At 68.7% G+C, this 13,699-nt stretch carries 17 protein-coding genes; 6 read left to right on the top strand and 11 right to left on the bottom strand.

The features are described 5' to 3' along the window. Window positions 1–28: 28 nt before the first annotated feature. From nusB to hisG, 3 genes are read right to left on the bottom strand one after another with little or no spacing between them, the layout of a single operon-like run. Window positions 29–472: a transcription antitermination factor NusB gene (gene nusB / locus ACE3N9_RS01490; protein ID WP_374280144.1), complete on the bottom strand. Its 444-nt coding sequence runs from the start codon at window positions 470–472 to the stop codon at window positions 29–31. After that, complete coding sequence (gene hisD / locus ACE3N9_RS01485) at window positions 469–1,761, bottom strand: histidinol dehydrogenase (protein WP_374280142.1); 1,293 nt, start codon at window positions 1,759–1,761, stop codon at window positions 469–471. Before hisD ends, nusB begins: the two co-directional genes overlap by 4 nt. Beyond that, entirely contained in the window at window positions 1,761–2,417 is a 657-nt protein-coding gene (gene hisG / locus ACE3N9_RS01480) for an ATP phosphoribosyltransferase (protein ID WP_374280140.1), read from the bottom strand. Before hisG ends, hisD begins: the two co-directional genes overlap by 1 nt. Before the next feature lie 42 nt (window positions 2,418–2,459). Here hisG and ACE3N9_RS01475 point away from each other — a divergent pair, with 42 nt between their 5' ends. After that, window positions 2,460–3,527, top strand: coding sequence for a DUF2332 domain-containing protein (locus ACE3N9_RS01475; RefSeq protein ID WP_374280138.1), 1,068 nt, complete (start codon window positions 2,460–2,462; stop codon window positions 3,525–3,527). On the opposite strand, the gene ACE3N9_RS01470 is transcribed toward ACE3N9_RS01475, so the two are convergent. From ACE3N9_RS01470 to ACE3N9_RS01445, 6 genes are read right to left on the bottom strand one after another with little or no spacing between them, the layout of a single operon-like run. After that, the gene (locus ACE3N9_RS01470) at window positions 3,524–4,852 is read right to left on the bottom strand and encodes a low temperature requirement protein A (protein WP_374280136.1); all 1,329 of its coding nucleotides are present in this window, start codon (window positions 4,850–4,852) and stop codon (window positions 3,524–3,526) included. The genes ACE3N9_RS01475 and ACE3N9_RS01470 overlap by 4 nt on opposite strands. Further along, window positions 4,842–5,753 carry an alpha/beta fold hydrolase gene (locus ACE3N9_RS01465; protein WP_374280134.1) on the bottom strand — a complete coding sequence of 304 codons (912 nt, stop codon included), beginning with the start codon at window positions 5,751–5,753 and terminating at the stop codon, window positions 4,842–4,844. Before ACE3N9_RS01465 ends, ACE3N9_RS01470 begins: the two co-directional genes overlap by 11 nt. A 2-nt stretch (window positions 5,754–5,755) precedes the next feature. Further along, a complete protein-coding gene (locus tag ACE3N9_RS01460; RefSeq protein ID WP_374280132.1) occupies window positions 5,756–6,571 on the bottom strand; it encodes an SDR family NAD(P)-dependent oxidoreductase in 816 nt (271 codons plus the stop codon). A gap of 42 nt (window positions 6,572–6,613) precedes the next feature. After that, window positions 6,614–7,462: a pirin family protein gene (locus ACE3N9_RS01455; protein ID WP_374280130.1), complete on the bottom strand. Its 849-nt coding sequence runs from the start codon at window positions 7,460–7,462 to the stop codon at window positions 6,614–6,616. Then, entirely contained in the window at window positions 7,459–7,914 is a 456-nt protein-coding gene (locus tag ACE3N9_RS01450) for an NUDIX hydrolase (RefSeq protein WP_374280128.1), read from the bottom strand. Before ACE3N9_RS01450 ends, ACE3N9_RS01455 begins: the two co-directional genes overlap by 4 nt. Then, the gene (locus ACE3N9_RS01445; RefSeq protein ID WP_374280126.1) at window positions 7,911–8,183 is read right to left on the bottom strand and encodes a BolA family protein; all 273 of its coding nucleotides are present in this window, start codon (window positions 8,181–8,183) and stop codon (window positions 7,911–7,913) included. Before ACE3N9_RS01445 ends, ACE3N9_RS01450 begins: the two co-directional genes overlap by 4 nt. A 63-nt stretch (window positions 8,184–8,246) precedes the next feature. Here ACE3N9_RS01445 and ACE3N9_RS01440 point away from each other — a divergent pair, with 63 nt between their 5' ends. Further along, window positions 8,247–8,750 (top strand): hypothetical protein, encoded by a 504-nt coding sequence (locus tag ACE3N9_RS01440; RefSeq protein WP_374280123.1) that lies wholly within the window; start codon window positions 8,247–8,249, stop codon window positions 8,748–8,750. Next, window positions 8,740–9,318 (top strand): J domain-containing protein, encoded by a 579-nt coding sequence (locus tag ACE3N9_RS01435; RefSeq protein WP_374280121.1) that lies wholly within the window; start codon window positions 8,740–8,742, stop codon window positions 9,316–9,318. Before ACE3N9_RS01440 ends, ACE3N9_RS01435 begins: the two co-directional genes overlap by 11 nt. Here the strand turns inward: ACE3N9_RS01435 and ACE3N9_RS01430 are convergent. Together ACE3N9_RS01430 and ACE3N9_RS01425 are read right to left on the bottom strand one after the other, a co-directional pair. Continuing rightward, window positions 9,293–9,745 (bottom strand): hypothetical protein, encoded by a 453-nt coding sequence (locus tag ACE3N9_RS01430; RefSeq protein ID WP_374280119.1) that lies wholly within the window; start codon window positions 9,743–9,745, stop codon window positions 9,293–9,295. The two genes, ACE3N9_RS01435 and ACE3N9_RS01430, sit on opposite strands and share 26 nt — an antisense overlap. Window positions 9,746–9,753: 8 nt before the next feature. Continuing rightward, window positions 9,754–10,194 carry an SRPBCC domain-containing protein gene (locus ACE3N9_RS01425; protein WP_374280117.1) on the bottom strand — a complete coding sequence of 147 codons (441 nt, stop codon included), beginning with the start codon at window positions 10,192–10,194 and terminating at the stop codon, window positions 9,754–9,756. 189 nt (window positions 10,195–10,383) lie between these two features. Between ACE3N9_RS01425 and ACE3N9_RS01420 the strand changes: the two genes are divergently transcribed. The 3 genes from ACE3N9_RS01420 to ACE3N9_RS01410 all read left to right on the top strand — a co-directional run bounded on the left by ACE3N9_RS01420 (window position 10,384) and on the right by ACE3N9_RS01410 (window position 13,696). After that, the gene (locus tag ACE3N9_RS01420; protein WP_374280115.1) at window positions 10,384–12,075 is read left to right on the top strand and encodes a diguanylate cyclase domain-containing protein; all 1,692 of its coding nucleotides are present in this window, start codon (window positions 10,384–10,386) and stop codon (window positions 12,073–12,075) included. A gap of 85 nt (window positions 12,076–12,160) precedes the next feature. After that, a complete protein-coding gene (gene cobS, locus ACE3N9_RS01415; RefSeq protein ID WP_374280113.1) occupies window positions 12,161–13,153 on the top strand; it encodes a cobaltochelatase subunit CobS in 993 nt (330 codons plus the stop codon). A 6-nt stretch (window positions 13,154–13,159) separates the two neighbouring features. Then, entirely contained in the window at window positions 13,160–13,696 is a 537-nt protein-coding gene (locus ACE3N9_RS01410) for a thioredoxin family protein (RefSeq protein ID WP_374280111.1), read from the top strand. Window positions 13,697–13,699: the final 3 nt, after the last annotated feature.

Genomic DNA, 13,699 nt, shown 5'->3' with positions numbered 1-13,699 from the left:
TGAGCTGGGAGAAGGGCGCCTCATGCGCTCAGCGCACGTCCTTCGCCACGGCATCGAGCACGCCGTTGACGAATTTCGCCTCGCGCTGATCGAAGAAGGCGTGGGCGACATCGACATATTCGCTGATTGCGGTGCCGGTCGGCACGTCGGCTCGGGCAAGCAGTTCCCAGACCCCGGCGCGCAGGACCTGGAGCATGGTCTTGTCGAGCCGTTCCAGCCTCCAGCCTTCGGCGAGGCGGGCGGAAAGCAGCGCGTCGATCTCGTCGCGGCGGGCATCGACGCCGCGCACCACGTCATCGAAGAAAGCGACTTCGGCCGGGGCGTACTGGTCGCCCTCGATCTCCGCGCCCAGCCGGTGGCGGTGGAATTCGTCGAGCAGGGTCGGCAGCTGGGTGCCTTCCATGTCGCGCTGGTAGAGCGCCTGGACGGCGGCAAGGCGGGCTGCGGCGCGGGCGCTGTTGTTGCTTTTCATATTCCCAATCTCACTTCGATCGACCGCGCATGGGCGGGCAGGCCCTCGGCCTCGGCCAGCTCGATCGCGGCGGGGCCGATGGCGCGCAGCGCGGCGTCATCCAGCTGGATGAAGCTGGTACGCTTCATGAAATCCAGCACCGACAGGCCGGACGAGAACCGCGCGCGGCGCCCGGTGGGCAGCACATGGTTCGGCCCGGCAACGTAATCGCCCACGGCTTCCGGCGTCATCCGGCCCATGAACACCGATCCGGCGTGGCGGATCGCGTCGAGCAGCGGCTCGGGATTCTCGACTGCCAGCTGGACGTGTTCGGCGGCCAGCGCATTGGCCAGCGCCGGGGCTTCGTCCAGGCTGGCGACTTCGATGATCGTGCCGTGGGTGTTCCAGCTTTCCGCCGCGACCCGCGCGGTTGGCAGCATGGCCAGTTCCACGCCGATCCGGTCAGCCACGGTATCGGCGAACACCGGATCGTCGGTGATCAGGATCGATTGCGCGCTGGGATCGTGTTCGGCCTGGCTGAGTAGGTCGGCGGCGGTCCATTCGGGATCGTTGCGACCATCGGCGATCACCAGGATTTCGCTCGGCCCGGCGACCATGTCGATCCCAACCACGCCGTAGAGCTGGCGCTTGGCTTCGGCGACCCAGGCATTGCCCGGGCCGGTGATGACATCGACCGGCCGAATGCGCTGCGTGCCATAGGCGAGCGCGGCCACGGCCTGCGCTCCGCCGACGCGCCACAGCTCGTCCACTCCGGCGAGATGCGCGGCGGCGAGCACCAGCGGGTTGACCTGGCCCTTGGGCGTCGGGGTCACCACCACCAGCCGGTCAACCCCGGCGACCTTGGCCGGAATCGCGTTCATCAGCAGGCTGGAGGGATAGGCGGCGCGGCCGCCAGGCACATAGAGCCCGGCCGCATCGACCGCCCGCCAGCGCGCACCCAGCCGCACGCCCACTTCGTCCACCGCGTCGCGGTTCGCGGGCAGCTGCGCCTGATGATATGCACGGATGCGCTGCGCCGCCAGTTCCAGCGCGGCGCGCAGTTCCGGCTTCAGCGCGTCGAAGGCTTCGCGGCAGGCCTCGGGCGAAATGCGCCAGTCGTCCTCGCCGGTCAGGGCGTGGCCGTCGAACTTGGCGGTCAGTTCCGCCAGCGCCGCATCGCCGCGGGTGCGCACGTCGTTCAGGATCACCTGGACATCGCGCGCGACGTTCTCGTCGCTCTCGCGCCGGTCGGCGACGAGGCGGCGGAAGGCCTGCTCGAAGCCCTTGTCGCTGGTTTTCAGGCGCAGCATCAGGCAGCCTGCTGCTGGCTGACCAGCGCGCGGAAATTCTCGACCAGCGCGGCAACGCGTTCGTCGGTCTTGAGCGCGGCGCGGTTGACGATCAGGCGCGCGGAAATCTGCAGGATCTGGCTGGTTTCGACCAGGCCGTTGTCCTTCAGCGTCTTGCCGGTGGAAACCAGGTCGACGATCCGGCTGGCCAGGCCCAGGCCCGGCGCCAGTTCCATCGCCCCGTTCAGCTTCACCACTTCGGCCTGGATGCCCAGCTGCTCGAAATGCTTGCGGGTCAGGTTGGGATACTTGCTGGCGACGCGCAGGTGGCTGACGCGGGCCGGATCCTCGCTCTGCCCGGTGGGTTCCGCGACCGACAGGCGGCAGTGGCCGATGTCGAGATCGACCGGCGCGTAAAGGTCGGGATAGGCGAATTCCTCGACCACGTCGGAGCCGACGATGCCGCACTGCGCCGCGCCGTGGGCAACGAAGGTCGCCACGTCGAACGCGCGGACGCGGATCAGCCGCATGTCGCTGTTTTCGCAGGCGAAGGACAGGGCGCGACTTTTCTTGTCGTGGAACTCGGCCTCGGGTACAACTCCGGCGCGCGCCATCAGGGGCAGCGCTTCGTCAAGGATACGGCCCTTGGGCACGGCGAAGGTCAGCGGACGGGACATAATGCGCGGCGTTTAGGCGCGGCAGAGCGAAAGGGCAACCGGATGAGCGGCAGCAATGATGCGATCATGGAAATCGGCAATGTCCTCCATGCGCTGGAATGGCAGGCCGATCACGCCGCGAAGAACGGCGCCCCGGCCACCGGGCGGGTGATCCGGGCGATGATCCCGCTGCTGGACGGGCCGAGCCGCTGCGCCGCGCAGATGCGGAGCTGGCCGGGGCTCAGCCTTGAAGACGCGATGCCGCTGCGCTTTGCCGGGGGCTTGCACAACCTGTTCCTGACCGGCCGGGCGCAGCAACTGGGCGCGGTCTACCGCGGCGAAGTGACCGACCAGACAGCGATCGACGCGCTGGTGGCGCAGCTTACCCTGGCGCACGATGCCGATCTGCTGACCTGGTTCGATGGCCCGCCGCAAACCAACGAGGCGGGCCGCTCGGCCAGCGTCATGGCACAATTGCTGTGGCTGGCAGAGCGGCTGGGGCCACGGTTCGAGCTGCTGGAACTGGGCGCCAGCGCCGGGATCAACACCATGATGGACCGGTTCCATTTCGACCTTGGCGGGGTGGAACTGGGCGATCCGGCCAGCCCGATGCGGATCGCGCCGGAATGGCGCGGTGCGCCGCCGCCCCGGACCGGGGTGGAGATCAGCGCGATCCGGGGCTGCGACATTGCCCCGATCGACCTGACCGATCCCGCCGCCGCGCTGCGCCTGAAAAGCTATGTCTGGGCAGAAGTGACCCAGCGGCTGGACCGGATCGACGCGGCCGCGGCGCTGGCGGCGCAGCGCCCGCCGCAAGTGGAGCGCGCCGACGCGGGCGACTGGGTGGAGCGGCAATTGGCCGTGCCGCAGGCCAGCGGGGTGACGCGGGTGCTGTTTCACACGGTCGTCTGGCAATATGTCCCCGCCGCCTCGCGCGAGCGGATCGTGCAGGCGATGGAGCAGGCCGGGGCAGCCGCCACGAAGGAGCGCCCGCTGGCCTGGGTCACGGTCGAAACCAATCGCCAGACCTTCAAGCACGAGCTGCGCACCCGTTACTGGCCGGGCGGGGCAGAGCCGGTGCTGCTGGGCGAGGCCCATGCCCATGGCGCCTGGGTGGGCTGGCGCGGCTAGCGGCGCTGCGCCTCGATCTCGGCGCGGCGGCGCTCGAACCGCTCGCGCATCCGCCGTGGATAGGGCACGCCCAGCCGCTCCAGCCGTTCCATCCAGCCGCCGTGGTAGCTGACCCATTCCCACACCGCCGTCACCAGCAGGACCGCCACGCAGCGCAGCGCGAAATCCAGCGTCGAGACCGGCCAGCGCAGCGCGGCCAGAGCGATCAGGCTGAGCGCCGCCATGGCTACGCCGTGTGACAGCGGGAAGTTGCCAATGGTATTGGAAAACCGCTTGAACAGCCCCAGCCCGCCCATGAACAGCAGCAGGCCGCCGGCATTGGTGGCGACCATCGCCGGGCTGGCGGGCCGGTTCCACTGTTCCAGCAGCAGCGCATCGCCCACCGCGCCGATCACCACGCCCAGCACGATCGGCATGTGCAGATAGGTAAAGGCATTGCGCGCCACCCGCCCGGCCTGGGAATGGCCGGAAATGAACTGTGCCCCGCGCTGCGCGCCCATGTCGAAATAGAGCCACCACATCAGCGCCGATCCGGCAAAGGCGGTGACGAAGGCCGTGATCAGCCCCGGTTCCAGCGGCGCATCGGCCACGGCGGTGCCGGTTACCACGATGCCTTCGCCCAGCGCGATGATGACGAACAGCGCGCAGCGTTCGGCCATGTGGCTGCCGGAAATGTCCCAGTCAGCGGCTTTCGAACGGCCCAGGCCGGGGAACCAGAACATCCGCCACGGCCCGGCATATTCGATGGCCAGCGCCGCCGCCCACAGCGCCAGGCGCTGGTTCGCATCCGCGCTCAGCCCGCCGGCCAGCCACAGCGGCGCGGACAGGCAGAACCATGCCGCGATCCGCGCCATGTTGCGCATCCGGTCCGCCCCTTCGCGGCGAAAGATCCAGGTGGTCCAGGCCGAGCGGCCCAGTTGCAGCGCGATATAGGCCACAGCAAAGACCAAGCCGTGCCGCCCGAACGCTTCGGGGATCGCGACTGCCATCAGCAGGCTGGCCAGCATCACCGCCAGCAGCAGCAAGCGCACCGGCAGCCGATCAGGGTTGGCCCAGTTGGCGACCCAGGTCGTGTAGATCCAGCCCCACCACACTGCCAGGAACATCACCAGCGCTTCGGCAAAGCCGTGCCACGACAGGTGGTGGTGCAGGGTGTGCGACAGTTGGGTGATCGCAAATACGAACACCAGGTCGAAGAACAGTTCGAGATAGCTGACCGGAGCATGGCCCCCGCCATGGCCGCGCAGCAGCGATTCCCTCGCCCGGCGTTCGGCGGCGGCAACCGCCGCGCCGATCCCGCCGGGGCGGGGCGCGTCAGGCGGCATCGGCGGTCCGGGCCAGGAACGCATCCATCGCGGCATTGACCGCGTCCGGCGCTTCCCACGGCACGAAGTGTCCGGAATCGGGCACTTTCACCAGTTCCATGTTGGGCACCAGTTCGTCCAGCCCATCGAGGTTTTCGGGCGGCAGGGCGATGTCTTCCAGTGCCCAGATCACCAGCGTGGGCAGGGTCAGCGGCGACAGCGGCGGCGGGCCGCCATCGGCCGGAATTTCATAAGGTTCGTCCATCGTCGGCACGTACATCGGGCTGGCGCGATACCAGTTGAGCATGGCGAAGGCGGCATCGACATTGGCCCATTCGGCGGTCAGTTTGGCGCGTTCCTCCGGCTCCATCCGGTCGGTGCCGGTCAGCCGGTCGCCAAACGCCTTGGCCAGGATCCCGCCCAGGCCATGCTCGCGCACCAGCGCATCGTTCGCCGTATCGCGGAACATGCGCATGTACTGGCTCGATTCGCGCTGGTGGCGGTTGGTCCAGACCAGCCGGGCAAAGCCCACCGGGTGCGGCGCATTGGCGATCACCGCGCGCTTGACCCGCCCGGACATCTGCCCGGTCAAGGCCACGCCCCAGGCAATCGCGCCGCCCCAGTCGTGCCCGACGATGGTGAAATTGCCCACGCCCAGCACGTCGGCCAGCTGGTAGATGTCGCCGATCAGCTTGTCGGGGGTGTAGCTCGCCACATCCTGCGGCTTGGACGAGCCGCGATAGCCGCGCTGGTCGGGCGCGATGCAGCGATAGCGGTCCGACAGGTGGGCGATCTGGTGGCGCCAGGTGCGGTGGCTTTCGGGAAAGCCGTGGAGGAAGATCAGCACCGGCGCATCGCGCGGGCCAGTATCGACCACGTCGAGCTCAATCCCGCTGGGCAGGGTGACGCGGATCTGGTCCATGCTCACTGCTCGCTAACCCCCATTTTCGCGGCGTAGCCGGAATTGAACGTGGCGATCATCCTGTCGAACAGTTCTTCGGGCGTGCGGCGGGCCTCGGCGATCATCTGTTCCATGCCGTGCTCGGCAATCGCCACTTCGCGCTGGCCCGCGTCGATCGCGGCGAGCATCCGTTCGGCGAATTCATCCGGGTCGATCCCGGTGTCGATCGCCTCGTCGCTCACCCCGCGGCGGCCGCCATCGGCGGTGATCGCGTTGCGCGACACGTCGGTACGGATCGATCCGGGAGTGACGCCGATCACCGAGATATTGTGCGGGCTCAGTTCGATCCGCAGCGAATCCGCATAGCCGATCAGACCATGCTTGGCCGCGCAATAGGCCGAGCGCAGCGGCGAGCCGATCTTGCCGGCGAGGCTTGAGATCATCACGATCTGCCCGGACTTGCGCGCCACCATGCGCTTCAGCAGCGCCTGGGTCAGCGCGATCGGGCCCAGCAGGTCGATGTCGATCATCTTGCGGTAGACCGCAAAGTCGGTGTCCACCGCCAGGCTGCGCTGGCTGATCCCGGCGTTGTTGACCAGCACGTCGATCCCGCCGCTCCAGTCCCACGCCTTGTCCGCAGCGGCCTGGGCGGCGGCAAAGTCGCTCGCCTCGAACGGCAGGATCAGGTGCTCGGTGCCGCACTGCGCCGCCACTTCGGCCAGCGCGGCCTCGTTGCGGCCCGACAGGATCAGGCGGCAACCGCGCTTCGCATAGGCCCGCGCCAGTCCCGCGCCGATGCCCGATGATGCGCCCGTGATCCACACTGCCTTGCCGCTCATGTCCATGCCTCTCCTGTATGTTGTTTGTGTTGTCTTGCCGGTTCAGTTGCCGGGATCGCCGGGGACGGGCGGGAAGTGCCCCGCCTGCCAGTCCGCCGCCGCCTGCCGGATCCGTTCCGTGCTGCTTGAAACGAAATTCCACCAGATGTGCCGGGGCGTGTAAAGCGGTTCGCCGCCCAGCAGCATCACCCGTCCGCCGGTTTCGGACGAAAGCCGCAGCGTGCTGCCGGCGTTCAGCAGGTTGAGCGTGAACAGCGTCAGCGGGGTGCCGTCCAGTTCTGCCCCGCCGCCGACCAGCATCACCGCCCGCTCGGTCGCCGCCGGGTCGATCGGGATCGCGCCGCCCGGGGCCAGCACGATGTCGGCATAGATTGCTGGGCTGTGCTGGGTGGTGGGCGCCGTGCGGCCCCACAGGCTGCCGATGATTACCCGCGCGCTGGCGCAGCCATCCTCGACCAGCGGCAGGTCGGCATGGCTTTCGAAGGCGGGGGCCATGTCCTCCAGCCCATCGGGCAGGGCCAGCCAGGTCTGCATCCCGTAAATCCGCTTGGGCTGGCCCTTCAGCTCGTCGGGCGTGCGCTCGGAATGGGTGATCCCGCGTCCGGCAGTCATCAGGTTGACCTGGCCCGGGCGGATCACCGCGCTGGTCCCCAGGCTGTCGCGGTGGTGGATCGCGCCGTCGAACAGCCAGGTCACGGTGGCAATGCCGATGTGTGGGTGCGGGCCGATGTCCAGCGCCGCATCGGCGGGAAATTCAGCCGGGCCGAACTGGTCGACGAAGATGAACGGGCCGACCATGCCAAAGCGCGGCGCGGGCAGGGCGCGGCGGACCATCATCCCGCCCAGGTCATGGCTGGTGGGGGTGATCGTGTGGAGGATCGCGCTGCTCATGCCAGTTCCTCGGCCAGGTCGAGCAGGTCCAGCACATCGGCGGGAAAGATCCGTTCGGGCCAGTCGGCCAGTTCGGCGCGGGTGAACCAGCGGGGCTGCTGCATCACCGCGCGTTCCAGCTCGGTATGCCCGGCGGTGTCGATCCGGGTCTGCGTAACCCGCACCTGGAAGAAGCGTTCGTCCGCTGTCACGTCCTCACCCTCGAGCGAGGTGAAGTCATAGCTGCGTGCGGCGAATTCACTGCCAGGATCGGCACTTAGCCCGGTTTCCTCGAACAACTCGCGGCGCGCGGCAAGCTCAAACGGCTCGTCCGGATCGCATTCCCCGCCGACCGCCGCCCAGAACGGCGAGCGGCCCGCGACGTGGAAACGGAACAGCAGCAGGCGATCTTCGGGATCAAGCACCAGCAGCCGCGCGGCGCGGCGAATCCGGCGGCTGGGGGCAGGGGTCATTCCCCCGGCGCCCGGGCCTTGATCGCGAGCGCATGGACGCGCTGCCCGGGAATGTCGCCCAGCGCGCGGTTGACCATGCGCTGGCGCTGCAGCCGCGAGACCCCGGCAAAGGCGGCGCTTTCGATCTCCACCGTGAAGTGCGATTCGCCCGAGCCATCGTCGCCCGCGTGGCCGTGATGGCGCGCGCTGTCGTTGATCACGGCAAGGTGGCTGGGGGCGAAGGCCTGGGTCAGCAGGCGTTCCATTTCGGCGGCAAGGGGTCCGGTCATGGGGCCAAGCTAGGTCGGCGCCGGCTATTCGACAAGCGCCGCGAAGGCACTATATGCGCCGCGATGCGCGCTACCATCGTCCATACCCCCCGCGAATGCCGGATCGCCATCGAGCGGGCCGACGGCAGCCGCGCGGATACCAGTATCCCGCACAAGGGGCCGTTCCCGCACGATGCGATGCATTATGCGGTCGAACGCGAACTGGGGCTGGCGCGGGGCTTCTGGGGCCTGGTCGCGGACGGCCATCATCCCGATGACCTGGCCGCCATGGCCAAGGCCGCCGGCCATGCCAGCGCGAGCCGCGCGGGCGTGCCTGAAGCCCACATTGTCGAACTGCTCCAGGCCGAACGGCTGGTCGAATGCTTCGAGGCTGATCTGTGGGGCGGGCCAAGCGATGGCGACACGCTGCGCAGTGTCTATGACGCCGCCTGCGCGAGTTCGCACGTGCCGTGCCTGCCCTTGGACGATCTGTGCATCGCCGCGGTCCGCGCCGAAGTGGCGCGGCTGTCCGCCGAATGGCAGGGCGGGCGGCTGGAACTGGACTGGGCCGAAGCCGATGTCCGGTGACCGTTTCCACGGCCGCGTCAGCGGCACAGGGCGCCGCTGCGAGCGGCCCGGCTGCCATGAAGCGGGCGAATTCCGCGCCCCCGGGCCGCGCCGTCCCGGCTTTGACGGGCCGGGCGATTATCGCTGGTTCTGCCTCGAACACGTGCGCGAATTCAACGCCGGGTATGACTGGTTCGCCGGAATGACGCCCGAGGAAATCCTGCGCGCGCAAAACCCGGTTCACGGCTGGGAGCGGGAAACGCGGGCCTTCTCCCCCACGGCGGGGGTCGATCAGGCCCCGCGTTGGGCTGATTTCAGCGACCCGCTTGAGGCGATCAGCCAGCGCGCCCGCGCGCGCCAGCCCGCGCAGCGCAGCGATGGCCGCGCGGTGACGCCGGACGAGCGCCGCGCGCTCGACGTGCTGGGGCTGCCGCTCGATGCCGATCGCAAGGCGCTGCGGGCGCGCTATCTGGAACTGGTGCGACGCTATCACCCCGATCGCAACGGCGGGGACCGCAGCTTCGAAATGCGCCTGCAGGGGGTGATCGACGCTTACCAGCTGCTCAGGAAAGCGGCGGCTTTCGCCTGACCAGCCAGAATACCGGAATGCCCACCAAGGCCACGTGCGGGAACAGGGTCAGCGCCGTCCGCAGCCGGTCGGGATCGGGAAACGCCGTGCCGAACCGCCAGGGCAGCACCAGTCCGTACATCAGGCTGTACAGCGCGATGCCATAGAGCGCGCCGGCCTTCCACGGCGCAACCTCGCCCAGCATGGTGCGGCGGGCGAGCCATAGCCCGCCCGCGACCATCACGGCCATCAGCGCGAAATGCACCGCCAGCCCCAGTACCGCGCCGCCCGCGCCCCAGCTTCGCGCCGCCTCGCCGAACGGGCCGGCCGCCACGCCGCGCCATAGCGCCGCAGGATCGCTGCCGGCGTGGATCACGCCGACCAGGCTGGCCCAGACCGCGTCCAGCGCGCCGCACAGCAGCGTCAGTTGCAGCCAGGTCCGGGGCATGGGTGCGCTCAACCCGCCTCGCACAGCGCCTTGAACTGGTCGGCCATGATCCCCCAGCCTTGCTCGAAACCCATTTCGCGGTGGTGGGCCATGCTTTCGGCGGTCCAGTGCCGCGCGCGCCCGGTAAAGCGGGTGCCGCTGCCTTCGGCGGTCACTTCCCAGATGCCCAGCATGAACGGCCCGGCTGGTTCAAGGTCACCCTCGATCGCGTCGGTAACGGCGATGCGGCGGCCTTCGTCCCAGGCGAGGATGAAGCCGGAATGTTCGTTCCGCTCGCCCTCCGGCCCGTGCATCACGTTATGGGTCGATCCGCCCGGGCGGCGCGGCCCCCAGTCCACTTCGGCCCGCCACGGCTTGGGGCACCACCATTCGTTGCTGCGGTTGACCAGCACGTCCCAGGCGCGGGCGGGATCGGCATCGACCAGACGGGTAACGGACAGCTCGTACATCGGGTTCCTCTCTCCACTTCGGTGAGGGAGGATAGACCCGCCTGCGCTGTGCGCAATGCCCTCGCGAGGCAGGGTTAACCGTGCTGGCGGGGCCGGGGGCATGGCCCGTTGAAAACATGGCAAAGTCGCCGGGCCGCCCATTAACGCCTTCTTGGCCTGTTGCCGTTACGGAAGGCAGGGATGGAGAAGGTGTTGTCCCGGGTCCTGCGGATGCTCGCCGCGCTGCTGCTTGCGCTGGGAGCGGGCACGGCGGCGCATGCCCGCGTGCCGGTTGGCACCTGCGTGTTCCCGCTGGAGGCGGGCGCCACATCGGCCGGGCGGCTGATTGCCCAGGCCACGCCGGTGGCCTGCGCCAGCGATCCCCATGCCCTGGGCGGCGGCAATTTCGGCGTGCGGCTTGACTTTGTGCCGCAGCACTCGGACCCAGCCGATCCGCTGGTCCTGCGCCATTCCAGCCTGTGGCAGGAGGCCGAGCGGATCGTGCTGCGCTACGCCGATGGCACCAGCGCCCGGATCGAGTGGGATTCGCGCAGCGCCGCGCGCTACATGACGATCGGGGCGATGCTCGAATTTCCCGTGCCGCCGCGCGCCGCGCCGCTGGTGGGGGCCTATGTCGAAATCCGCGGCAGCGCCAACTGGCGCAGCGTGCTGCAAGGGGTGTCGCTGGTCCGGCGCAGCGAAGCCGCGCGCGAACAGGCCTGGCTGATCGCGCTCTATGCCGCGTTCGGCGGGCTGGCGCTGGCGCTGGTGATCTACAACCTGGCGCTGTGGTCGGCGCTGCGGCACCGTTTCCAGCTGCATTACTGCGCGATGGTCGGGGCGCTGGCGGCCTATACCTTCAGTTCCTCGGGCGCGCTGCTGCTGGCCGTTCCCGCGCTCGACAACAACGACCGGATGCGAATCAACTATGTCATGCTGGTCCTGGCCGGGCTGGCGGCATTCCGGTTCATCGTCGACTTCTTCGGGGCCGAGGTCCTGTCGGCCCGGCTGCGCCGCTGGATCAACCTGATGGGCCTGACTACCCTGGCGATCAGCCTGGCTTTTGCCGCCTATGCCCCGGTGCTGGGGCACCTGCTCGACAATGCCTATTTCCTGTCCGGCGCGATTTGGCTGGGCTTGCTGATCCCGGTCGTGGCCCAGGCCTGGCAGGCGCGGGTCCGGCATTTCTGGCTGTTCGTGCTGGCGTGGAGCGCACCGGTTGCCGCCTCGCTGGTCCGCGCGGCCCATGGGCTGGGGCTGGTCCCCTACAGCTTCTGGCTGGACAACGGCAACATGATCGCCCTGTCGGTCGAATCGCTGCTGTCCACCCTGCTGATCGTCACCCGCCTGCGCGATCTCAGCGCCGAGCGCGACAAGGCCCGCGCCGGCGAGCGCAGCGCGATCCGGCTGGCCAATTCCGATCCGCTGACCGGCCTGCTCAACCGCCGCGCTTTCCTTGACCTGGCGATCGGACGCGACCAGCCGCACCGCCTGCTGCTGGTCGATATCGACCGGTTCAAGGCGATCAACGACCGCGTCGGCCATGACATCGGCGATGAAGTGCTGTGCGCGGTGGCCCGCCTGCTGCAGGACCTGCGCCCGCCCGAAAGCCTGGCCGTGCGGCTGGGCGGCGAGGAATTTGCCCTGCTGGTGCCGCTGGCGCGGATGCAGGACTGCCCGCCCGAACGCATCCTTGAAACGGTCCGGCAGCACGCCATGCCGTTCGGCATCCGCGCGACTGTCAGCCTGGGCTTTGCCGATGGCTGGGTGACCACCGCCGATGACTGGAAGCGGCTGTACCGGCTGGCCGATTCGGCGCTCTACCGCGCCAAGGCCGATGGCCGGAACCGCGCCTGCCGCGCGACCGATTTCACCACTGCGCCGGCCGCCGCCAGCGCCTGAACGGCGTTTGCCGCATTTCGAGTCGCAGATTGCAACGCAAACCCTGTTGCACCACGGCGCGCGCCCGGTTAGGCGAGTGCCTGCGATGACCCAGATCCCTGATATCCAGCTCGACACCCGTAGCAACACCGTCCTGGCGGAACCCGATCTGCTGCTCGATGTGCGCGAAACCTTCGGCATCGACATCGACATGAAGGTTCCGGCCTTCTCGGTGGCCGACGAACGCGTGCCCGACCGCGACGACACCTATGTGTTCGATCCGGATACCACGCTGGCGATCCTGGCCGGCTTTGCCTTCAACCGCCGCGTGATGGTCCAGGGCTATCACGGCACCGGCAAGTCGACTCACATCGAACAGGTCGCCGCCCGGCTTAACTGGCCGTGCATCCGCATCAACCTCGATGCGCATATCAGCCGTATCGACCTGATCGGGCGCGATGCGATCGTGCTGCGCGACGGCCTGCAGGTCACCGAATTCCGCGAAGGGCTGCTGCCCTGGGCGCTCCAGCACCCGGTGGCGCTGGTGTTCGACGAATACGACGCCGGCCGCCCGGACGTGATGTTCGTGATCCAGCGCGTGCTGGAAACCGAAGGCAAGCTGACCCTGCTTGACCAGAACCGCGTGATCCGCCCGAACAAGTATTTCCGCCTGTTCGCCACGGCCAACACCGTGGGCCTGGGCGATACCAGCGGGCTGTATCACGGCACGCAGGCGATCAACCAGGGCCAGATGGACCGCTGGAACATCGTGGTCGGCCTGAACTACCTGCCCGCCGCGGTCGAAAGCGAAATCGTGCTCAAGAAGGTCGCCGGCGTGCCGGACGACACCGTGGACAAGATGGTCAAGGTTGCCGACCTGACCCGCCAGGGCTTCATCGGCGGCGACATCTCGACCGTGATGAGCCCGCGCACCGTGATCACCTGGGCGCAGAACACCGCGATCTTCAAGGATCCGGGCTTCGCCTTCCGCCTCTCGTTCCTCAACAAGTGCGACGAGACGGAACGCATGCTGGTGGCTGAATACTACCAGCGCGTGTTCGGGCAGGACCTGCCCGAAAGCGTGGTCGGCAAGGCCTGATCCGCGATGCCGCTGTGCCTCGCGCCGCTGCTGCTGGCGGCGGGGGCACCGCAGGCCGCGCCCGCTGCGGCGGCGCCTGTGCCGGAAGTCTGCCAAGCAGCACCGCGCAAGGCCGAAGCAGCCACCCATTTCTATCCCGCCGAAGCCGATGCTCGCGTGGCAGTGGATGCAGCGCTGGCCGATGCCGCCAGCGGGCACCGCACCGCGCTGATCGTGTTCGGGGCCGACTGGTGCCACGATAGCCGCGCACTGGCCCGCTGGCTGACCGGCGAGGCGTTCAAGGCCCGGTTCGGCGCGCGTTACGGCGTGACCTTCATCGATGTCGGCAAGCCCCAGACCGGGCAGGGGCGGAACCTCGACCAGGTCGCGCGGTTCGGAGTGCGGTCGCTCAAGAGCACGCCCGCGCTGTTCGCCATTGGCGCGCGGGGCAAGCTGCTCAGCGGCAAGCGCGATGCGCTGTCATGGCGCAATGCCGACAGCCGGGGCGAAGCGGCCCTGCTGGCCTGGCTGGACGCGCTCGCCGCCAAGCGCGCCCAGCATTAGCCA

Source organism: Novosphingobium sp. (assembly GCF_041905565.1).
GTDB lineage: Bacteria > Pseudomonadota > Alphaproteobacteria > Sphingomonadales > Sphingomonadaceae > Novosphingobium.
Note: the sequence above shows the minus strand (reverse complement) of the source record. Positions and strands in the feature narration are given on the sequence as shown.